The sequence below is a fragment of the Pseudomonas sp. SAR267 genome, from assembly GCF_052077595.1.
Classification (GTDB): Bacteria; Pseudomonadota; Gammaproteobacteria; order Pseudomonadales; family Pseudomonadaceae; genus Aquipseudomonas; species Aquipseudomonas vlassakiae.
This window is the reverse complement of sequence record NZ_JBQIHU010000001.1, coordinates 5453916-5473466: the sequence shown is the minus strand read 5'-3', so window position 1 is coordinate 5473466 and position 19551 is coordinate 5453916. Positions and strand designations below refer to the sequence as shown.

Here is a 19551-nt window from a genome sequence, read left to right as displayed (position 1 = left end):
GAGGATCCCCCCATGCAGACAGCAATGCACCCTGCTTTCGAGCAGAAGATTGCCGTGCTCGCGGCCCTGCTCGAGCGCAGCAAGTCAGTGAGGGCCGAGGCGCACGCCAAGGTCGGCCAGCCAGCTCCGCGCTACCAGGCTTCCGGCAAGGCTGGCACTTGGGATGTGGTCGAGATCGCCACCGGCGCGGTCCAGGGCTTTGCCTTCAGCTACCGGGCCGCGCTGCGGTTCGTGGATGCGATGGAGGCCGGTGCGGCGAGTAAGCGAGGTGGCCTGCAGTGAGCGAAGCACCGACCCAAGACCAGCGCGCAGCAGTGCTGACCCAGCTCAATGCGAGCATCGAGAGCTTCTTCGGCAATGGAGGATCGGTTCAAACGCTGCCAGGTGCTGGATACGTGCCGCCCCGGCCACGCCGTGAGCCAGAAACTAGAGCGGGAACCAACTTCATTGCTGAGCCGATCGGTAAAAGGGAAACGGCGCGCCAGAAACGCATCGCGGAAATTCGCGAGCTGGCAAAGACCATGACCTACAAAGAGGCCATGGCCCACACCGGCCACGCCCAATCGACTCTCGTCCGGGCTGCCAAACAAGGCAACTTCAAGTTTCAACGCGACCCGAATTACGGCATGAACAACCTGGGCAAGAAGTTCAGCGACCCAGTCGAAGACAGGGAAAAGGCTGAACGGATCATTGCCTGTCGCAATGTGGGGATGACCAGGGCGGACGTGGTCCGAACCTTGGAGATCTCCTACAAGCAGCTCGGCCGGATTCTTCGGGATTTCGGGATCGACTTCCCCACTACCGCAGAAAAACGAGCGAAACGCAGAGCATGAAACGCATCACCGCGCGCGTCCGGCACGGCCGGCGCCAGCAGCACATCAATCTGCCGCCCAGCGGCCTGGGAGGTACCGGCCATGGCCGAGGAGAAGACCGCAGCCGCGAAGCACTCAGCGGACTATCGCGACCGCGAGAAGAAGAAGGCCGAGAAGCTGGGTATCGAGAAGGTGTTCTTCAACATGCCAGCCGGGATCAAGTCGGCCATGGCTGCAGAGATCGAGCGCCACGGTTACGACCAGGTGCAGGAGCTGTGGCAGGACCTGGCTCTATCGTGGATTGCCCAAGAGCCAGAAGAGCGGGCGCGTCGACTTGAGCGACCTGACGCGCCAGCTTTTTACATCTCGCCAAAACTAGCGCGTCAGTTTGAGGAGGCCAGCTTGGCCGAGCTTAAGCGCGAGCCTGGTGACGATGTCTATCGAAACCAATTACCTGGCTGACGGTTTGTTGTTGGTGCAGAAGTCCACCCAGGCAAGCGATGCTGTGGTCGCCGCGTTGTAAAACTTCCAATACTCCTCGAACGCGCCTTCGGCGGAAAGTTCTGGGTCGTTTTCAAGAAGCTCTTTTGCTGCTCTCGAATTCTTGCCGACCTCGTCAGAGAAGGCACGGCACTTATCGTAATACTCGCGGTTGGTCATCAATGAAATTCTCTCGTGTGTCCGGCCCATGCCGGTCGCCCTTAATACCCCACCCCTAACTGAATTTCCACCATGCCGCATCCGGCCACGGAGGGCGGCGCATGCATGGAGAACGCCATGGCGAAGTTCTACTACCAGATCAAGGGACGCCGCCCGGCAAAAAGCGCATACGGCGAGGCTGAGTGGGCCTGGCCACCAGTGTTCAGCGGAATGGTCGAGGCGCCGGACCGAAAGGCGGCTAAGGCAGTGGTCGAGGAACAGTACGAACGCCAGTTCCCATCGCGTGTGCTGCGCAAGGACATGAACGCGCACGAGTATTTGCTGCACATCCAGCCGATCGACGAGAACGACAGCTACCTGCTGGGTCGCTTCGAGAACAGACCGTGCAAGGAGTGCGGCACCGTTTTCAAATTGATCGACAAGTACAACGACCCGCACACCGAAACGAAAAGCCACGACTACTGCACCGAGAAGTGCCAGGCGGCCGCAAAGTTTCGTGACCTTTCGGAGTTCCGCCTGGCCAGCGAAGGACGGTCGCCGCCAGTGATTTACCAAGTGCGGCAGAAGTCCAGCGGTCGGGTCTACGTCGGCCAGACTACCCAGCCGTTCACGCTGCGTTGGTGGCAACACCTGAGCAATCCAACCAGCTGCAAATTCCACGCAGCGCTCGGCGGCTCCGACATCACTGACTGGGAGTTCTCCGTGCTCGAGGTGATCGCCCACCCGGAGGGTTGCACCAATCGAGCGGCCTACATCACCCAGCGAGAAAGTCACTGGATCGAAAACCTGGCGGCGGTTGAGACAGGCTTCAACACTGTTCGCCCTGCCGGCGCCGCCGATCAGGCCCAGGTGCCGCTGCCTCTCGCCGATCCAGCCTGATCCTCCTGCGCTGCCCGTCAGCGCCTTCCCCTATTCAACGATAACGCCTCCCCGGCGAGGGCGGCGCCTGCACGCTAGGACAAAGACATGACCGAACAACAGCACGACGAAAGCAAGCTCGAGCGGGTCATCCGCAAGATCAAGCGCTGCCTGGCCCTTTCCAAAAGCTCGAACGAGAACGAGGCCGCGACAGCTATGCGCCAGGCCCAAGCGCTGATGCGCGAGTATCGCCTGAGCGAGCTGGATGTGCGCCTGAGCGATGTGGATGAGGTTCAGTCGGACAAATCCAGAGCGAACCGCCGGCCAACCTGGGATCGGCAACTGAGCGGGATCGTGGCCAGAGTGTTTGGTTGTCGACCTCTCTCGTATCGCCACTGGTGCGACACCTCCGGACGCATGGTGGAGCGGGCCTTGTTTGTCGGCGTCACGCCAGCACCCCAGATCGCGATGTACGCCTACGAAACCCTGCTTGCCAAGCTGACGCAGGCCCGGCGCGACTATGTGGCACGGGTACGATGCGGCAAGAGCCGCAGCGCCTACTCGCCAGAGACGGCCGGCGACCACTTCGCAATCGCCTGGGTTTCAGTGGTGCACGGCAAGCTCCATGAGCTGGTGCCTCGCGGCGAGGAAGATCAGGCCATAGAGCAATGCTCCAATGGGCGCGACCTCGTCGCCGTAGAGAGCCAGGACAATGCACTGATCGAGCAGTACCTGGCCGGCAAGGAGATCGGCAAGCAACGCAAGGCTCGCCCGATTGAACTCGACATGGCCGCCCAGATTGCAGGGATGCTGGCCGGCCAGAAAGTCAAATTGAACCCGGGCCTGGCCACAGGCGAAGAAGCACAGCTGCAGCTGTCAGGAGCGAGAGGCTAAACCATGCCCACAGAAAACCGATCCAGCAACACCGAGATGGTCAGCGAACTACTGCCCTGCCCCTTCTGCGCCCAGCAGGACTTCCTCATCGAGCGCCTAGACAGCGACGCTTCAGTGGTGATCTGCCAAGGCCTGACCGGTCCGCATGAGGCCTGCCTGGCCCGCGGCCCAGTGGGCGTAGCTCAGAGCGAAGGCGAGGAGCAGCCAGGTCGCGACAAGGCGGTCGAGCTTTGGAATTCGAGAGCCCCGCAGCCCCACGCCGAGCCGATAGCGTGGATGGTTGGTACTGCCTTCTGGTGGACCAAAGAAGAGGCTGAGCGGGATGCGGCGGCGATGGGCCTGCCGGTGGTTGGCCTGGGGCCGATGATAAGCGCAGTATCTGCCGAGCAGTACCAGGGCGAGCCGGCCGCCATAGTAGCTATCGGCGCAAACGACACGGCAGTAATTGAGTTTCTGTCGCATGACCTGAAAGTCGGGACCGAGCTCTACGCCCACGCCGATCCTGGCGAGGTTGAGCGTCTTTCCCAGATCATCCGCGACCTTAACGATGAGCGTGACGAGATTGGCGCCGAGGCTGGAAGACTTCGCACTCAGCTGGCCGAGCAGCGCGGGCTGCTAAAACAGGCCGACGAGTTCATGTACATCATGACCGGCCACGACAGCCATGGCCGCCTTGCCCATAAGTACGGCGAGAAGTGGTGGGACGCTATCGACAAGCTCCGCGGTAAGGTCTGCACCGCCATCTCCAGCGCAGCGGCGCAGGTGGAGTCGTGAAGACGCACTTCGCACCATTCACCGACCTGGAAGACCTTGAGCAAGCGCCGTGCGGCACCTGGCTAGGGGAATCCTCCGAGCTGTCGGGCGACTGGGCCATGGTCGATTGCCGACTGTGCCAGAAACGCAAGGAAAGGATCATCGCTGCCGCAGCTGATGAAGAGCGCTTCATAGTCGAGCAAATGGGAGACATGGCGGCCTTCATGCGCGTGGAAGACTCCCCCGCGAAAGAGCACATCTGTACCCCTACGCTGTAACCCCTCGCCCCTCTATTCACTGCCGCGATATGGGGCCAGATCGGAATGATATTGGCTGACGGAGGCTCTATTTCGGTAGGCTGAGCTAGCCTATGAGGCCAGGGAGACGTAACCACGGAGTGCTGATGGGTAGTAAAGATAAGCTGATCACCGTACCGCTCGACGTGCTGGAAGCAGCGCTGGAGGAACTACCGGAAGGAAGCGCAGCAGCGGTACGAATACTGAAAGCGCTAGAAGAAACACCGTCGAAGGAGCCAGTGGCGTACCTCGCCCAACGCCGAGACGGGAAGCAAGGCGGCAGGTTTTTTGCCACGCAGCCTGGGCGTCATTACGATCCCAAGTTCTATCGAGGTCCTATCCCAGTGTACGAAGGGCCTGTCAGGTGACGGGGCGGGTTGGTCCGTCGCTTCGGGCCAACCCTTGTAACATCTCACCCGGATGACACCGTCGTTCTCGCTGCAGACACACCGTCAACTGCGATTTTCCGCGCCCGCCCTACTCCCCAAGCCATCGCACGAGTCATCGACTCACCTGGTCGAGAATCGAAAGCCTCCTCATGGATGGCCATGCCGCTGGGTGCGTACACACCGATGAACATCTGGGTCATACCAGTTCGCGACAGGCGCACCTGCACGTCAATGAAGGTGCCGTCACTGAGCGTTTCGTCGTGAGTGCGATGGTGCAAGGTGGGGTCTGCCCAAGCCCAGAAAACATCCCCGCGAATTCTCATGCCGCCCTCCTACGACTTTAGTTGTAGTTAATGCTGTATTGCCACCATAGCTAACACCCATTTTTACGCAAACCTGCCGACCACGTCTGTGAGCTGAATCGGACAATCGGCAATCCCCTTCTCCCCTCTATTCACTGCCGCGATATGGCGGCCAGAGGATCAGCTGCGCACGCGCTTCACTGCGCCTGCAGCCATGAGGGCGGCGCCGGGTATCCAGAGGCCCGGCATTGAGGTGCCCAAGCCGACAGCAAGCAGCGCGATACCAACAGCAAACATAGCGTTCTCCTAAACAGAAAGATCCATTTCGAAACCCCGCCAATTTAAGCACAAGCAGGTCGCAGGAGCGGCCAAGGAATCGTCATGCCTGAAGAAATCAAGCTGATCCAGCCGGCGCCAGTCGTGCGCGACGAATACGGGATGTTCGAACATCCTGACCTGCCCGACTTCGACGAAGGCGACGGCGAGAAGTGCAAAGCCTGGATCGCGCAGCAGGGCCTGCAGCTCGTCATGGTCCATCTGGAGACGGACGCCCCGGAAGAGATCGCTGATCGCTACTTCCAGTCCGATGAGCCGCACTGCGGCTACTGGGAACCGGGCAAACCTGAAGGCGAAGGCTGGTTCTGCCTGGCCATCCACAACACCGACGACGGCCCTGTGTGCTGGTGGGCGCGCCGCGAGGTGAAGCCATGAGCCGCAGCGGATACAGCGACGACTGCAGTGGTTGGGGCCTCATCTGCTGGCGGGGCGCTGTCGCGGCAGCCATCCGGGGCAAGCGTGGCCAAGCCTTCTTGGTCGAGCTGCGCGACGCTTTGGACGCCATGCCCGACAAGCGCCTGGTCACCGACACCCTGGAGGCCGGCGGCGAGTTCTGCACCCTGGGCGCGCTCGGCGCCAAGCGCGGGCTCGACATGAGCCTGATCGACGCCCACGACCGCGAGAGCGTGGCACAGGCCTTCGGCATCGCTGAGGCTCTGGCGGCCGAGATCGTCTACGAGAACGACGAGAGCCCAGGCCAGTTTGTGCAGGACGATGTGGGTCGTTGGGTGTTGATTCGGGACACACCCGAAAGCCGATGGCAGCGCATGCGCAACTGGGTCGAATCCAACATTCAGCAGGTGCAGCCATGACCCGCCTCGCCCTCTGCCTCCTGCTGCTGGCCACCGGCGCCAGCGCAGAGCCCCTGCCATGGGGCGTCGAAACCTTCCACGACGACGAGCGTGGCGTCACCTGCTGGTACACCGCAACGGGGCTGAGCTGCATCCCTGACAGCCAGCTCAAGCGCAAGACCAGACAACAGGCCGGCTACGAGCGCCAGCTCTCCCCGCACGAAACACAACCCGAACCTACACCCGCACTGGCGCCTGGGCGCTGGATTGATGAGAGGTATGAGCTGTGAAAGCACTTTCAATTCGACAGCCATGGGCCTGGCTGATCATCAGCGGCGGTAAGGACATCGAGAATCGAACCTGGCACACGAAGTTTCGAGGTCGTTTCTTGGTACACGCCTCCACCGGCATGACCCGTCGTGAGTTTCTATCGGCCTTTGAGTTCATGGCCCGACAAGGGATCAAGCCGCCCTTCCCGGTGCCGCCTGACAATCTGTTGCGAGGCGGGATCATTGGCTCAGTCGAGCTTATCGACAGCGTCGATCACAGCGAATCGCCCTGGTACATGGGCGAGAAGGGGTTCGTGCTGCGCGATCCAAAGCCGCTCCCGTTTGTCCCGATGAAGGGGCGCCTAGGATTCTTTGATGTGCCCGACGAGGTGCTGGTATGACCGACCTGATCGAAGTGAAGACGGCCAGGCTGATCGGCGCGCAGCTGGACTGGGCGGTGGCCATGGCCGAAGGCTACAGGCAGGACACCGAGAATCACCTGACGATCATCAGCCCCCGGGGCGTCTTCACCAGTGTCAGCATCCGTGGGGCAGACGAGGGGTTCGGGTTCCGCCCATCCAGCAGCTGGGAGCATGGCGGGCCTCTGATCGACAAACACCACGGGAGCGCTCAGCACTCACCGGGCCTTGCTGGTGGCGTCTGCTACAGCGGCGGCCCGGCGGGCGCGGGCATCTTCTGCTACGGCCCCACAGCGCTGATCGCGTTCTGCAGGGGCTTCGTCAACTACAAGCTCGGCGATACCGTCCAGGTGCCCAAGGAGCTGATGCCATGAAAGCCCGCATGACCTACTGGAACGGCTTTTGGTGGTGCCGGCGGATGGGATGCACGGGCCAGGGCGCCACCATGAAAGAAGCTTGGGACGACATGTGGAAGCTGTACTTCGAAGCCGTCCTCCCGCCTCGCCCGCAGACCTTCCAGTCGCCGCGCGTCCGCTGCGGCTGATCCAAGCCTAACCCCTCCCTCCAATCACTCAAGCCCGCCAACATGCGCGGGCGAGGATGAACCGTGTCCGATATCACAGTGAAGTGCTCCCGGTGCCGAAACCAGCACAAGGAGAGCGAGCGCGTGCTTGCGCCCTGCAAGTGGCTCAAAGGCGCGAGCACCATGGTGTGTCCGCGCTGCAAGTGCACCAGCTACTACATCGTCAGCCCTGCGCCAGCAGCCTGACCACCAACCTGCCGCCACCGGCGGCGTGGAGACCATCATGCAAGACGAAGAACGCCAGCCGGTGGCCTATGTATCCGACAAGGTCCCGGAGGACAAAATGGCCGAGCTGGTCGGTACGACCAAGCGGGCCTTGGAAGGCAGGCGAAGCCGCGGTGTGATCCCTGAGGGGGTCTGGAAGAAGATCGACGGCCGGATTTTTTACAGCATCAGGAGATACGAAGCGTGGCTGGAAGGAAGCTGGGGCTACCCACTGGAGTCGAGTTCATCGGCAAATCAATCCGGATCCGTTTTACTTGGAACGGTGAGCGTCGATCCGAAACGCTCGCATATCCCCAAACCGCCAAGGGGATCAAGGCGGCAGCCGATCTACGCGCTCAAGTAGTCAGCCTGGCCAAGCACGGCGTGCTGGATGAAAAAAGGTACGCCGAGCTGTTCCCCGCCTCCAGCTACACAGCGCCAGCAAACGAGCTGATGTTTGGCGAGTACGCGCAGAGCTGGCTGAACAGCCTGGAGGTGGTGCACGACACCCGCGTCAACTACAAGGGATTGATGAACAACTACTGGATGCCCCATCTGGCGACGCTGCCTATGAAGGCGGTAACGCCGATGGTGCTGAGAGAGGTGGTCGCAAGGACCGAGTGGAAGAGCTCGACAGTCAAGCGCGCCGCGATTGCCCGGGTCAAGGCAATGTTTCGGGCTGCGGTGTATGACGAGGTAGTGGACAGGAACCCGGCGGCATCGATCCAATTGCCGCAGAAAAACAAAAAACAGGTTGATCCATTCACCGTCGAAGAGGCGGACGCCTTGATCGAATGGATGTACAAGAATTTCTCACGCTCTAGCCAGGTGTTCGCAGCCTTCTACGAGTTCGCCTTCTACACCGGCATGCGCACAGGGGAAATCATGGCGCTACGCTGGGATGAGGTCGATTTGGAGAAGAAGACAGCCCACATCTGCCGCATCGTGGTGGAAAAGCAGGTGGTTGAAAGGACGAAGACCAAGTACACCCGCACAGTGATGTTGAACAGCCGAGCGCTGGGTGCGCTGGCCAGGGCAAGGGAGATCGCGCACTACCGGTCCAAGCAGAAACGGCGTGTGTCGACCGAATCCCCATTTGTGTTCCAGCCGTCCGGGTCATCGCCACACATCTCGGTACCGGACACGGCGGGCAATCACTTCAACCAGGCAATCGAAGCAATGGGCTTCAGACACCGCCCCCAGTACAACTGCAGGCACACTTATGCCACGATGTGCCTCATGTCAGGGATGAACCCGGCCTTCATCGCCGGGCAGCTTGGGCACTCTGTCCAGGTGCTGCTGACAACCTATGCGAAGTGGTTGAATTCGGCCAACGATTGGTCCGAATTGGCGAAGCTGGAAAAGCAGGTAATTGGTACGAAATTGGTACAGGATTAAATTTCCTTCACGTTGCGCCCTTTGGATATAAGGCATTCGACAGCACTTCGGCCATACTCCACAATGCAGCGGTTTTTTGGGGGAAAACCCTTGCACAGCCAACGACATACCAACTTTTAGTGAGCCTCAACGTGAAAACATCCCTGTCCATCCTCAGCCTGCTGCTGTTGCTCACAGGTACTGCGACCCTTCCGTCGACCGCTGCTGCACAACCCCCGGCCCAGGTCCAGCGCGACCCGTCCAAGCTGCACCTGGCGTCTGGCAGCGCCCTGCTGATCGACCTGAACACCAACCAGGAACTGTATGCGAGCCACGCCGACCGCGTGGTGCCCATTGCCTCGGTGACCAAACTGATGACGGCGATGGTGGTGCTGGATGCCAAGCTGCCCATGGATGAGATGCTCACCATGACCATCGCCAACAACCCGGACATGAAAGGCGTGTATTCGCGCGTACGCCTGGGGAGCGAGCTGAATCGCCGGGAAACCCTGCTGATCACATTGATGTCGTCGGAAAACCGTGCCGCGACCACCCTGGCCAACCACTACCCAGGGGGCTACCCGGCCTTCATCAAGGCGATGAACGCCAAGGCCCGCAGCCTGGGCATGGCGCACACCCGCTATGTCGAACCTACCGGCCTGTCGACCCAGAACGTCTCCACCGCCCGTGACCTGTCCAAGCTGTTGATGGCCGCACGCAAGTACCCGATGCTGAGCGAGCTGTCGACCACCCGCGAGAAGACCGTGGCCTTCCGCAAGCCCAACTACACCTTGGGGTTCCGCAACACCGACCACCTGGTGAACAAGAGCAACTGGGACATCAAGCTGACCAAGACCGGTTTCACCAATGAAGCCGGCCATTGCCTGGTGCTGCTGACCAGGATGGACAACCGCCCGGTGGCCATGGTGATTCTCGATGCCTTCGGCAAGTACACCCACTTCGCCGACGCCACCCGCATGCGTCAGTGGCTGGAGACCGGCGCGACCAAGCCGGCACCGGCAGTGGCCATGCAATACAAGACCGACAAGCACGGCAAGGGGCGCCTGGCGTCGGAGTGACCTGTGGGAGCGGGCATGCCCGCGAACACCGGCGCAGCCGGTGCCATGTACCGCGTTGTATTCTTCGCGGGCGCTCCCGCTCCTACAGGATCGAGCCAGCCTTACGGCTGATCTCAGGCCTGGGTGTCGACCATCCCGCCGGCACTGCTGCCGCCTGACTTCTGCAACGCTTCCAGCAGTTGCGCGGTAGCCGTCATGATCTCGCCACTGAGGGTGGCGATGCTGGCCTGCTTGGCCGTGACTGCAGCCAACTTGCTGGTTTCGTCGGTTTTCTGCGCCATCAGGATGGCCAGCTGTTTCTGCTCGTCGGCCAACTGCTTCTGCAGTTTCTTGATCATCTCGCGCAACTGCTTGATGTGTGAGGGCTCGTCACTGCCACTGCTGCCTTGCGCACCCTCGGCACCTTTGGCCTGGCCATCGCCACGCAGCTTCGAGGTGTCGACCTGCAGCGTCGAGCTGCCCGATTCAGTCTTTTCCGTGTCGCTGGCCTGCGAAGCGCTGCCGGCCTGGGTCGAGGTGTTGCTGATGCTGACTGCCGCGATACCTACCATGTGTTTCTCCTTGCCTTGCAAAGGGTCCTTGAGTTGACCTGCGTATCGGCCGAAAGCGGCAAGCCTTTAGGCCCGGCTGGCCGCAGGCACGCTTGCGGGCAGTAAATTTACCCGACGCTGGCTCGTTCCACCCATGTACAAACGCCGGAGCCCCGGCATGCGCCCACATTCGACCCATTATGGAACCGCAGCCATGAGCCAGTCTGCACACCCGGACACTATCAAGGACCTGATCGGCGTAGGCTTCGGCCCGTCCAACCTGGCCCTGGCCATCGCCCTGGAAGAACTTGCCCAGAGCCAGGGCCACGCCCTCGATGCGCTGTTCATCGACAAGCAGAAGGAATACCGCTGGCACGGCGAAACCCTCGCCACCCAGAGCGAGTTGCAGATCTCGTTCCTCAAGGACCTGGTCTCGCTGCGCAACCCGACCAGCCCATACAGCTTCGTCAACTACCTGCACCAGAAGCAGCGCCTGGCCGACTTCATCAACCTGGGCACCTTCTACCCCTGCCGCCTGGAGTACAACGACTACCTGCGCTGGGCCGCAGAGCACTTCGCCACCCAGGCGGTGTATGGCGAAGAAGTGCTGCGCATCGAACCTGAAGTGAAGGCAGGCCGTGTCGAGCACCTGCGCCTGGTCTCACATGATGGCCAAGGCCGCGAATTCAGCCGAAGGACGCGCTCGGTGGTGGTGGGCAGCGGCGGTACACCGAAAATCCCCGAGAAATTCAGCGCGTTCAAGGATGATCCACGGGTTTTCCACCATTCCCAGTACCTCAGCAGCCTGAACAAGCTACCCTGCACGGCCGGCAAGCCGATGCGCATTGCCGTGATCGGCTCAGGCCAGAGCGCCGCCGAGGCCTTCATCGACCTCAATGACAGCTACCCGTCGGTCAAGGTCGACATGGTGCTGCGCGGCTCCGCCCTCAAGCCGGCCGACGACAGCCCGTTCGTCAACGAGATCTTCGCCCCCGACTACACCGACCTGGTCTACAACGAGCCGGCCGATCAACGCGCCAAGCTGCTCGGCGAATACCACAACACCAACTACTCGGTGGTCGACCTCGACCTGATCGAGCGCATCTACGGCATCCTCTACCGGCAGAAAGTCGCCCACCAGTTCCGCCACAACGTGCTGTGCCGCCGCCAGGTGGAAGCCGTGGTGGCGACCCGCGACGGCATTGAACTGACCCTGCGCGACCTGGCCACCGCCCAGCAGCAGACCCACCGCTACGACGCGGTAATACTCGCCACCGGCTACGAACGCCGCTCACACCGCGACCTCCTCGCCCCGCTGGCCGACTACCTGGAAGACTTCAGCGTCGATCGCAACTACCGGGTATTGGCCAGCCCCGACCTGCAGGCCTCGGTCTACCTGCAAGGCTTCTGCGAGAACAGCCATGGCCTCAGCGACACCTTGCTGTCGGTGCTGCCCTCCCGTGCCGCCGAGATCGGCCAGGCGCTGTACCACGATCTGGCGCGCCAGCAGGGCAAGGCACAACCTGCCGTTGTCCTGACCAGCGCCTGATTGGCGTAGCTACCACCCCGACAGGGCGCCACCAGCACCCTGTCGGCGCGCGCCCTCCGAAACATTTGCTTGCATTTAATTCTTCAGGATTTTCATTCTCATTCGTCTTTTGAACAACAGCCCTTTTTTGGTTGGGCCTGTGCTCGCCCCTTTTTTCAGAAGACTGACCGATGGCCAAATCACCGAAAAAATCCAAGTCCAGGCTGTGGTTCCTGGTCCACAGCTGGCTCGCCCTGCCGATCTGGTTCTTCGTGCTGATCGTCTGCTTTACCGGCATGCTGGCCGTGGTCAGCCAGGAAATCGTCTGGCTGGCCAACCCCGACGTGCGTGCCAGCAAGCCTGATGACAACGCCGAACGCCTGAGTTTCCAGCAAGTGCTCCATGCCCTGCACAAAGCCGAACCAGACATGGCCGTCAACTCGCTCAGCCAGCCCGATGGCGCGCACTTCGCGCTGACTGCGCAGGTCACTTACGCCGATGGCTCCAGCCCGATGCTCTACGTCAACCCCTATACCGGGGCCATTCAGGGCAAGATGCCGGACTTCAACTTCGAAGCCTTCACCCGGGCCCTGCACGGCTGGTGGCTGGTGCCGTTCACAAATGGCTTCAGCTGGGGCTGGTACCTGGTGTCGCTGCTCGGCCTGCCAATGCTCGCGTCGCTGGTAACGGGCCTGGTGGTGTACAAGAAATTCTGGAAAGGGTTCTTCAAGCCGGTACGCACCGGCCATGGCTCGCGCATCTTCTGGGGCGACCTGCACCGCCTGGCCGGGGTCTGGTCGATCTGGTTCATCGCTGTCATTTCCATTACCAGCATCTGGTTCCTGATCCGGGCGATCCTGTTCGACAACCAGATCACTATTTCCAGCGAGCCCATCGGGCCGGTGATCGCCCGCGAGCAGGTGCCACAGACCGTCGACGGCAGCCCGGCGCCACGCATCGACCTGGACGAGGCCGCACGCATTGCCGGCCTGGCCATCCCCAGCCTGGAGATCACCTCCGTCTCGCTGCCGGCTACCGCCTACAGCCACATCGAAATGGGCGGGCGTGGCTGGTACCCGCTGATGTTCCAGAGTGCCTCGGTCAACCCGTATACACGCCAGGTCGACAGCCAGTTCCTGCTCAGCGACCGCTCGGCCTTGGAGTTCGTCACCGAGTCCATGCGCCCGCTGCACACGGGCGACTTCGGTGGCCTGCCGATCAAGCTGATCTGGTTCTTCTTCGGCCTGATCCTGACCCTGATGGTGTTCAGCGGGCTGCTGATCTGGACCAAACGCACCGCCCAGGCCACCGCCGCCGCGCTCAAGCGCAGCGAGCGCACGGCGCACAGCACACGCCGCGAAACCACCCTGGAGGTGCGCCCATGAGCCGTGCCCTAACCCTGCCTGGCCGGCCACTCAAGCAATGGTGGCTGAAGTGGCGCTTTCACCTGAACATCCTGCTGATCCTCATTCCCCTGGGTTTCATGCCCAAGTACTTCGCCGACGTCAGGTTGTTCCGTGGTGACGCCGGGCTCGGTGCCAACCCGATCCACGGCATACAGGTCGGCCCGTACAGCCTGGACCTCGCCGAGCTGCGCAACGAAGCCCCGCGCGCCGATGGCCCCGCAGGCCACTTCAAGCTGTTCAACGCGGCGCTGTGCAAGGCCTGTGTGAATGACGTCAAGGCGGTCTACCTGCGCATCGGCAAGCCGCGCAGCCTGCGCGCCGCCGGCACCATTTTCTTCGGCGCGCCATACCGCATGGTCACCAACCTGCCCATACCGCCGCGCACCAGCGCCGACGCACAGGTCTGGATCACCCTCGAAGGCTGGGACGGCAGCCTGCACCAGGCCTCGGTCCCCCTGGCCAAGGCTTCGCCAGCCACCGTGGCCTGGCTCGAAAAACAAGGAGGCAAACCATGAAACACCTGATGCGCAGGCTCGCGCTGCCCTGGCTGGTACTGGCTGCATGCCCGGCCCTGGCCCACAACCCGATGTGCGAATGCGAGGAAGTGGCCGGTGGCCAGGTGAAATGCACCGGCGGGTTTTCCGATGGCAGCGGCGCGCCTGGGGTGACCCTTGACGTGATTGGCTACGACGAGCAGGTGCTGGTCGGTGGCAAGCTCGGTGACGATTCGAGCCTGACCTTCAAACGCCCCGACGGCGAGTTCTACGTGCTGTTCGACGCAGGGCCTGGCCACGTCGTGGAAGTCGACCACGCCGACATCGCGCAACCATGAGCCGCCCAACCATGAGCCAGGCCCATGTGGTGCGCCCGGCCGGCGCCGGGCACGAAACCCTCCATGTGCTGCTGGCCAGCCTGTTGATCGTTGCCCTCGCCGCCAGCGTCGTGCTGCTGCGCGGCGAGCGCGAGGACAAGCAGGCCATCGCCAGCCACCAGATCGACGCCCGCCGCGACCTGAGTGCTGCCGAACAAGGCATCTACACCGACCTGCGCGTGGCGTTCGACGAAATACAGCTGCTTCGACAGGAAAGCGCCGCCACGCCCAGCGTGGCGGCCCTGGCCGAGCAAGGCCTGCCACCGTTCGTGGCCGATGCCGGCAGCCTGCGCCGTGGCAACCACCAGTGGCAGTGGCTGGCGACTGGCGCCTACCTGGGCCGCAGCCAGGCGCCGCAGGTGGCCGGCAGTTTCCTGCTGATCCTGCCCGACGCTGACAGCACCGAGGTTGACGTGTGGCTGCGCCGCGACAGCACCGCCCTGCTCCCCGACGACCTCGGCCAGGCCGCACTGATCGCCGCCGGCTGGCAGCAGGTGGTCAGCCACTACGACGCCGGGGTCACCCGCGAACACCGTCATTGAACCCAAGGATTCCCCATGTTCCGCAAAGCCCTCGCCCTGCTCCTGGCCTGCGCCCTGCCGGCGCTGGCCCTGGCCGATACCGGCAAGCCCCTGCGCATCGGCATCACCCTGCACCCCTACTACAGCTACGTCAGCAACATCGTCGGCGACAAGGCCGAAGTGGTGCCGCTGATTCCGGCTGGTTTCAACCCGCATGCCTATGAACCCCGCGCCGAAGACATCAAGCGCATCGGCACGCTGGACGTGGTGGTGCTAAATGGCGTGGGCCATGACGACTTCGCCGACCGCATGATCGCCGCCAGCGAAAAGCCCGGCATCCAGACCATCGAAGCCAACCAGAACGTACCGCTGCTGGCCGCCACCGGGATCGCCGCGCGGGGCGCCGGCAAGGTGGTCAACCCGCATACCTTCCTGTCGATCAGCACCACCATCGCCCAGGTCAACAACATCGCCCGGGCGCTCGGCAAGCTCGACCCGGACAACGCCAGGCTCTACACGCAGAACGCCCGTGCCTATGCCAAGCGCCTGCGCGCCTTGCGTGCCGAAGCCCTGGCCAAGGTCAGCGAAGCCCCCAGCGCCACCTTCCGTGTGGCCACCATCCATGCCGCCTACGACTACCTGGTGCGTGACTTCGGCCTGGAAGTGACCGCCGTGGTCGAGCCCGCCCACGGCATCGAACCAAGCCCGGCGCAGCTGAAAAAGACCATCGACCAGCTCAAGGCGCTGGATGTGAAGGTGATTTTCTCGGAGATGGACTTCCCTTCGGCCTATGTCGAGACCATCCAGCGTGAAGCCGGCGTGCGCCTGTACCCGCTGACGCACATTTCCTATGGCGAATACACCCAGGACAAGTACGAAGTGGAAATGAAGCGCAACCTCGACACCGTGGTCCGCGCCATCCAGGAGAACCGCGCATGACCGCTGCCGCGCACCTCACCGCACCCGCCGGGCCGCGCATCGAGTTTGCCGGCATCGGCCTGACCCTGGGCCGCACGCGCATTCTCGACCAGGTGCAGTTCAGCGTGGCCGCCGGCAGCGTACACGCTATCGTCGGGCCAAACGGCGGCGGCAAGAGTTCGCTGATCAAGACCTTGCTTGGGCAGATGCCGCACCAGGGCCAGCTGACCCTGCACTGGCCAGGCGCGCAGCAAGTGATCGGCTATGTGCCGCAGGCGCTGGAGTTCGACCGCGGGCTGCCGATGACCGTGGACGACTTCATGGCTGCCCTGTGCCAACGGCGCCCGGCGTTCCTTGGCTTGTCGCGGCACGTGCAGCCTGCGATCGATGCGGCGCTGGCGCGGGTCGGCATGCTCGCCAAGCGCAAGCGGCGCATGGGCGCGTTGTCCGGTGGCGAGCGGCAGCGCGTGCTGCTCGCCCAGGGGTTGATACCGGAACCGCAGTTGCTGGTGCTCGACGAGCCGATGTCGGCGCTCGACGAAGCCGGCATCCAGGTGTTCGAACAACTGCTGCAAGGCTGGCGCCAGGCCGGCACCACCGTGTTGTGGATCGAGCATGATCTGGAGGCCGTGCTGCGCCTGGCCGACCGGGTCACCGGCCTGAACCGCCAGGTGCTGTTCGACGCCCCGCCGGCCCAGGCGCTGACGCCGGAGCGCCTGCTTGGCCTGTTCTCTGTCCACCCTCGCAGCGAGAGCCTTGCCTGATGAGCTTCGAAGCCTTCCGCCAGCTGGTCCAGGCCTGGGCCGACGCTGGCTACCTGCCGCAGGCGCTGGCCTACGGTTTCGTGATCAATGCCTTGTTGGCCGGCCTGATGATCGGCCCAGTGCTGGGCGGCCTCGGCACCCTGGTGGTGGTCAAGCGCTTTGCCTTCTTCTCGGAAGCGGTCGGCCATGCCGCGCTTACCGGGGTCGCCATCGGCATCCTGCTCGGCGAGCCCTATACCGGCCCCTATGGCAGCCTGTTCGGCTATTGCCTGCTGTTCGGCATCCTGCTCAACTTCCTGCGCAACCGCACCGGGCTGGCACCGGACACGCTGATCGGCGTGTTCCTTTCCGTGTCGCTGGCCCTTGGCGCCAGCCTGCTGCTGATGCTCGCCGGCAAGATCAACGTGCATATCCTCGAGAATGTGCTGTTCGGCTCGGTACTGACCGTCAGCTCCCAGGACCTGCTGGTGCTGGGCATCGTCGCGATGCTGGTGCTGGCACTGGCCCTGCCGCTGTACAACCGCATCATGCTGGCCAGCTTCAACCCGCAACTGGCGGCGGTGCGTGGGGTGGCGGTGAAGGTGCTGGACTACCTGTTCGTGGTGCTGGTGACTTTGGTCACAGTGGCTTCGGTGAAGGTGATCGGGGCGATTCTGGTCGGCGCCCTGCTGGTGATCCCGGCAGCAGCGGCGCGCCTGGTCAGCCAGTCGCTGAAGGGTTTTTTCTTCGTGGCGGTGCTGATTGCCAGCCTGAGCACGCTGCTCGGCATCCTGCTGCCCATCATGCTTGACCTGCCAGTGCCTTCGGGCGCCGCAATCATTCTGGTGGCAGGTATCTGCTTCGCCCTCGCCGCGCTGGCCCGCGCCCTCGTCCCACGTCTGCAAGGAAACCCGGCATGAAACTCAAACACCTGGCCCTGGCCATCGCCCTGGCCAGCCTGCCTGCGCTCGCCTCGGCCAGCCAAGTGCTGACCTCCCTACCCGTGACCCACAGCCTGGCCAGCGCCCTGCTCGACGGCACCCGCGTGCAGCTCACGCGCGCCGCGCCCGCCAACCTGCCGGCCAGCCGCCAGCCGTCGTACTTCAGCAGCCGTGGCAGTGCCAGCCTGGCCAAGGCCGCCCAGCAGGCCGACGCAGTGATCGGTGTGCGTTCGATCTGGCGTGACGACCCGCTCTACCCGCTGGCGCGACGCAGCAACATCCGTATCGTCGAGATCGATGCGGCGCGGCCGCTCGATGGCGCGCTGCCGGGCATCGCCGTGAGCGGCGATGACGCCCATGCCGCCTATCCCTGGCTGAACCCGACCAACCTGGGGCGCATGGCCGATATTCTGGCCAACGACCTGGAGCGCCTGGTGCCCGCCGACAAGCAGAGGATCCAGGGCAACCTGGCGAGGCTCAAGCGCCAGTTGCTGGAGCTGACTGCCAGCAGCCAGGTGCAGCTGGCCAAGGTCGACAACCTGAGCGTGGTCAGCCTGTCGGAGCGCCTGGGCTATCTGGCCAGCGGCTTGAACCTGGATGTGGTGGAACAGCCACTGCCAGCGGATGGGAAATGGGATGAGGCGGCGCTGAAAGCGCTGGGCGAGAACCTCACGGGGCAGGATGTGGCGCTGGTGCTGCACCATCGGCAGCCGGATGCAGCGGTGGCCAAGGTGATCGAGGCGGCCGGGGCAAGGTTGCTGGTGGTGGACAGTGACCCCGAAAATGCGCTGGCCGGGCTCAAGGCCAGTGTCGAGCAGGTGATCGGGGCACTGAGCGAAGGCGGATGAGGCCGTTACCGGTCAGGGCCGGCCCGCCTGCATCCCGGCCAGCAAAAAGCCCATGAAGCGGCGCACGTCCTGGCGATGCACCACCAGGTCCAGCAGAGCGCCGGGCATGAGGCGATATTTGTCAGCGCCGGGGTGGCGGTGGTGCTGGGTGTTGTGCTCAAGTGTATGGCCAGGGTGGTGCCACGTCGGGCCAACCCCTTTCCACACTGACCGCCAGGGCCGACCACCATGCGCATTGCCATTCCCGATGACTACCAGGACGTCATTCGCTCGCTCGAATGCTTCAAACGCCTCGCTGGGCATGACGTTCGCGTGTTTCACGACAAGCCACCGGCCTCCCTGGATGAGCTGGCCGCCCGCTTCGCCGATGCCGACGCCCTGGTCCTCACCCGCGAACGCACGCGCATCGATGCAGCCCTGCTCGACCGGCTGCCCAACCTCAAGCTGATCAGCCAGACCGGCAAGGTCGCCGGCCATCTGGACCTGGAAGCCTGCACCGCCCGCGGCATCGTCGTCAGCGAAGGCCGCGGCTCGCCGGTGGCGCCGGCGGAGCTTGCCTGGGCGCTGCTGCTCAACGCCCGGCGCCAGCTGGTGCCCGCGATCGAAGCGTTCAAGCAAGGCCACTGGCAGGTCAACCTGGGCCAGGCGGTGGCCGGGCAGCTGCTGGGCATCTGGGGCTACGGCAAGATCGGCCAGCGGCTCGCCCGCTACGCCCAGGCTTTCGACATGCCCGTGCTGGTGTGGGGCAGCGAAAGCAGCCGGGCGGCGGCCGAGGCCGATGGGCACCGGGCGGCGACATCGCGCGAGGCTTTTTTTGCCGAGGCGGACATTGTCAGCCTGAACCTGCGGCTGTCGGAGACAACGCGCCATCGGGTGACCTTCAGCGACCTGTCGCGGATGAAAGCGGATGCCTTGCTGCTGAATATCAGCCGCGCCGAGCTGATTGAACCCGGGGCCCTGCTGCAGGCGCTCGACGCCGGCAGGCCGGGCTTCGCTGCGGTGGATGTGTTCGAACAGGAGCCGATACTCGAGCCGAACCACCCCCTGCTCACCCACCCGCGGGTGCTGAGCACGCCGCACCTGGGCTATGTGGAGAAGAACGGCTACGAGCTGTATTTCGGCGATGCCTTCGACAACGTGGTGGCGTTTGCCCAAGGCGCGGCGCAGAACGTCGCCAATCCGCAGGCGCTGACTGTGCGGCGCTGACCTGCAGGCTCAGGGTT

At 63.3% G+C, this 19551-nt stretch carries 29 protein-coding genes; 26 read left to right on the top strand and 3 right to left on the bottom strand.

The window, feature by feature from the left end; translation table 11 throughout:
* Window positions 1–12: 12 nt before the first annotated feature.
* The 3 genes from ACTORR_RS25895 (at window position 13) to ACTORR_RS25885 (ending at window position 1274) form a co-directional block, all read left to right on the top strand.
* Window positions 13–282, top strand: a complete 270-nt coding sequence (locus ACTORR_RS25895; protein WP_441344036.1) for a hypothetical protein — start codon at window positions 13–15, stop codon at window positions 280–282.
* Window positions 279–833 carry a hypothetical protein gene (locus tag ACTORR_RS25890; protein ID WP_441344035.1) on the top strand — a complete coding sequence of 185 codons (555 nt, stop codon included), beginning with the start codon at window positions 279–281 and terminating at the stop codon, window positions 831–833. Before ACTORR_RS25895 ends, ACTORR_RS25890 begins: the two co-directional genes overlap by 4 nt.
* 81 nt (window positions 834–914) lie before the next feature.
* Complete coding sequence (locus tag ACTORR_RS25885; RefSeq protein WP_441344034.1) at window positions 915–1274, top strand: hypothetical protein; 360 nt, start codon at window positions 915–917, stop codon at window positions 1272–1274.
* On the opposite strand, the gene ACTORR_RS25880 is transcribed toward ACTORR_RS25885, so the two are convergent.
* Window positions 1263–1472 carry a hypothetical protein gene (locus ACTORR_RS25880; protein WP_441344033.1) on the bottom strand — a complete coding sequence of 70 codons (210 nt, stop codon included), beginning with the start codon at window positions 1470–1472 and terminating at the stop codon, window positions 1263–1265. The genes ACTORR_RS25885 and ACTORR_RS25880 overlap by 12 nt on opposite strands.
* 117 nt (window positions 1473–1589) lie before the next feature.
* Between ACTORR_RS25880 and ACTORR_RS25875 the strand changes: the two genes are divergently transcribed.
* The 4 genes from ACTORR_RS25875 (at window position 1590) to ACTORR_RS25860 (ending at window position 4255) form a co-directional block, all read left to right on the top strand.
* Complete coding sequence (locus tag ACTORR_RS25875) at window positions 1590–2351, top strand: GIY-YIG nuclease family protein (protein WP_441344032.1); 762 nt, start codon at window positions 1590–1592, stop codon at window positions 2349–2351.
* Window positions 2352–2438: 87 nt separating this feature from the next.
* On the top strand, window positions 2439–3224 hold the full coding sequence (locus tag ACTORR_RS25870; protein ID WP_441344031.1) for a DUF2786 domain-containing protein: 786 nt from the start codon (window positions 2439–2441) through the stop codon (window positions 3222–3224).
* A 3-nt stretch (window positions 3225–3227) separates the two neighbouring features.
* A complete protein-coding gene (locus ACTORR_RS25865) occupies window positions 3228–3998 on the top strand; it encodes a Lar family restriction alleviation protein (protein WP_441344030.1) in 771 nt (256 codons plus the stop codon).
* Window positions 3995–4255 (top strand): hypothetical protein, encoded by a 261-nt coding sequence (locus ACTORR_RS25860; RefSeq protein WP_441344029.1) that lies wholly within the window; start codon window positions 3995–3997, stop codon window positions 4253–4255. The genes ACTORR_RS25865 and ACTORR_RS25860 overlap by 4 nt, the downstream gene beginning before the upstream one ends.
* A 430-nt stretch (window positions 4256–4685) precedes the next feature.
* Here ACTORR_RS25860 and ACTORR_RS25855 read toward each other — a convergent pair whose 3' ends face one another.
* Window positions 4686–4985, bottom strand: a complete 300-nt coding sequence (locus tag ACTORR_RS25855; RefSeq protein WP_441344028.1) for a hypothetical protein — start codon at window positions 4983–4985, stop codon at window positions 4686–4688.
* A 360-nt stretch (window positions 4986–5345) separates the two neighbouring features.
* Here ACTORR_RS25855 and ACTORR_RS25850 point away from each other — a divergent pair, with 360 nt between their 5' ends.
* From ACTORR_RS25850 to pbpG, 9 genes are all read left to right on the top strand, one after another.
* Complete coding sequence (locus tag ACTORR_RS25850; protein WP_441344027.1) at window positions 5346–5675, top strand: hypothetical protein; 330 nt, start codon at window positions 5346–5348, stop codon at window positions 5673–5675.
* The gene (locus ACTORR_RS25845; RefSeq protein ID WP_441344026.1) at window positions 5672–6112 is read left to right on the top strand and encodes a hypothetical protein; all 441 of its coding nucleotides are present in this window, start codon (window positions 5672–5674) and stop codon (window positions 6110–6112) included. Before ACTORR_RS25850 ends, ACTORR_RS25845 begins: the two co-directional genes overlap by 4 nt.
* Window positions 6109–6381: a hypothetical protein gene (locus ACTORR_RS25840; protein WP_441344025.1), complete on the top strand. Its 273-nt coding sequence runs from the start codon at window positions 6109–6111 to the stop codon at window positions 6379–6381. The genes ACTORR_RS25845 and ACTORR_RS25840 overlap by 4 nt, the downstream gene beginning before the upstream one ends.
* Window positions 6378–6761 carry an ASCH domain-containing protein gene (locus ACTORR_RS25835; protein WP_441344024.1) on the top strand — a complete coding sequence of 128 codons (384 nt, stop codon included), beginning with the start codon at window positions 6378–6380 and terminating at the stop codon, window positions 6759–6761. Before ACTORR_RS25840 ends, ACTORR_RS25835 begins: the two co-directional genes overlap by 4 nt.
* Window positions 6758–7153 (top strand): phage protein NinX family protein, encoded by a 396-nt coding sequence (locus tag ACTORR_RS25830; protein ID WP_441344023.1) that lies wholly within the window; start codon window positions 6758–6760, stop codon window positions 7151–7153. Before ACTORR_RS25835 ends, ACTORR_RS25830 begins: the two co-directional genes overlap by 4 nt.
* Window positions 7150–7323, top strand: a complete 174-nt coding sequence (locus tag ACTORR_RS25825) for a hypothetical protein (protein ID WP_441344022.1) — start codon at window positions 7150–7152, stop codon at window positions 7321–7323. The genes ACTORR_RS25830 and ACTORR_RS25825 overlap by 4 nt, the downstream gene beginning before the upstream one ends.
* A 262-nt stretch (window positions 7324–7585) precedes the next feature.
* A complete protein-coding gene (locus ACTORR_RS25820) occupies window positions 7586–7930 on the top strand; it encodes a hypothetical protein (protein ID WP_441344021.1) in 345 nt (114 codons plus the stop codon).
* Window positions 7813–8964, top strand: coding sequence for a tyrosine-type recombinase/integrase (locus ACTORR_RS25815; protein WP_441344135.1), 1152 nt, complete (start codon window positions 7813–7815; stop codon window positions 8962–8964). The genes ACTORR_RS25820 and ACTORR_RS25815 overlap by 118 nt, the downstream gene beginning before the upstream one ends.
* A 131-nt stretch (window positions 8965–9095) precedes the next feature.
* Entirely contained in the window at window positions 9096–10022 is a 927-nt protein-coding gene (pbpG, locus tag ACTORR_RS25810) for a D-alanyl-D-alanine endopeptidase (RefSeq protein ID WP_054883287.1), read from the top strand.
* 113 nt (window positions 10023–10135) lie between these two features.
* Here the strand turns inward: pbpG and ACTORR_RS25805 are convergent, their stop codons facing one another.
* Entirely contained in the window at window positions 10136–10573 is a 438-nt protein-coding gene (locus tag ACTORR_RS25805) for a hypothetical protein (RefSeq protein ID WP_054883289.1), read from the bottom strand.
* 193 nt (window positions 10574–10766) lie between these two features.
* Here ACTORR_RS25805 and ACTORR_RS25800 point away from each other — a divergent pair, with 193 nt between their 5' ends.
* The 10 genes from ACTORR_RS25800 (at window position 10767) to ACTORR_RS25755 (ending at window position 19534) form a co-directional block, all read left to right on the top strand.
* Window positions 10767–12101 carry a lysine N(6)-hydroxylase/L-ornithine N(5)-oxygenase family protein gene (locus tag ACTORR_RS25800; RefSeq protein ID WP_313364817.1) on the top strand — a complete coding sequence of 445 codons (1335 nt, stop codon included), beginning with the start codon at window positions 10767–10769 and terminating at the stop codon, window positions 12099–12101.
* 170 nt (window positions 12102–12271) lie between these two features.
* The gene (locus ACTORR_RS25795; RefSeq protein ID WP_313364816.1) at window positions 12272–13465 is read left to right on the top strand and encodes a PepSY-associated TM helix domain-containing protein; all 1194 of its coding nucleotides are present in this window, start codon (window positions 12272–12274) and stop codon (window positions 13463–13465) included.
* Entirely contained in the window at window positions 13462–14001 is a 540-nt protein-coding gene (locus tag ACTORR_RS25790) for a hypothetical protein (RefSeq protein WP_054883292.1), read from the top strand. Before ACTORR_RS25795 ends, ACTORR_RS25790 begins: the two co-directional genes overlap by 4 nt.
* Complete coding sequence (locus ACTORR_RS25785; protein ID WP_313364815.1) at window positions 13998–14318, top strand: hypothetical protein; 321 nt, start codon at window positions 13998–14000, stop codon at window positions 14316–14318. The genes ACTORR_RS25790 and ACTORR_RS25785 overlap by 4 nt, the downstream gene beginning before the upstream one ends.
* A gap of 11 nt (window positions 14319–14329) precedes the next feature.
* Window positions 14330–14899 (top strand): DUF6162 family protein, encoded by a 570-nt coding sequence (locus tag ACTORR_RS25780; protein ID WP_313364822.1) that lies wholly within the window; start codon window positions 14330–14332, stop codon window positions 14897–14899.
* A gap of 15 nt (window positions 14900–14914) precedes the next feature.
* The gene (locus ACTORR_RS25775; protein ID WP_054883295.1) at window positions 14915–15817 is read left to right on the top strand and encodes a metal ABC transporter substrate-binding protein; all 903 of its coding nucleotides are present in this window, start codon (window positions 14915–14917) and stop codon (window positions 15815–15817) included.
* Window positions 15814–16560 (top strand): metal ABC transporter ATP-binding protein, encoded by a 747-nt coding sequence (locus tag ACTORR_RS25770; protein ID WP_313364814.1) that lies wholly within the window; start codon window positions 15814–15816, stop codon window positions 16558–16560. The genes ACTORR_RS25775 and ACTORR_RS25770 overlap by 4 nt, the downstream gene beginning before the upstream one ends.
* On the top strand, window positions 16560–17459 hold the full coding sequence (locus ACTORR_RS25765) for a metal ABC transporter permease (RefSeq protein ID WP_054883297.1): 900 nt from the start codon (window positions 16560–16562) through the stop codon (window positions 17457–17459). Before ACTORR_RS25770 ends, ACTORR_RS25765 begins: the two co-directional genes overlap by 1 nt.
* Window positions 17456–18328: a metal ABC transporter substrate-binding protein gene (locus ACTORR_RS25760; RefSeq protein ID WP_313365425.1), complete on the top strand. Its 873-nt coding sequence runs from the start codon at window positions 17456–17458 to the stop codon at window positions 18326–18328. Before ACTORR_RS25765 ends, ACTORR_RS25760 begins: the two co-directional genes overlap by 4 nt.
* Before the next feature lie 228 nt (window positions 18329–18556).
* Window positions 18557–19534, top strand: a complete 978-nt coding sequence (locus ACTORR_RS25755) for a D-2-hydroxyacid dehydrogenase family protein (RefSeq protein WP_313365424.1) — start codon at window positions 18557–18559, stop codon at window positions 19532–19534.
* Window positions 19535–19551 lie beyond the last annotated feature (17 nt).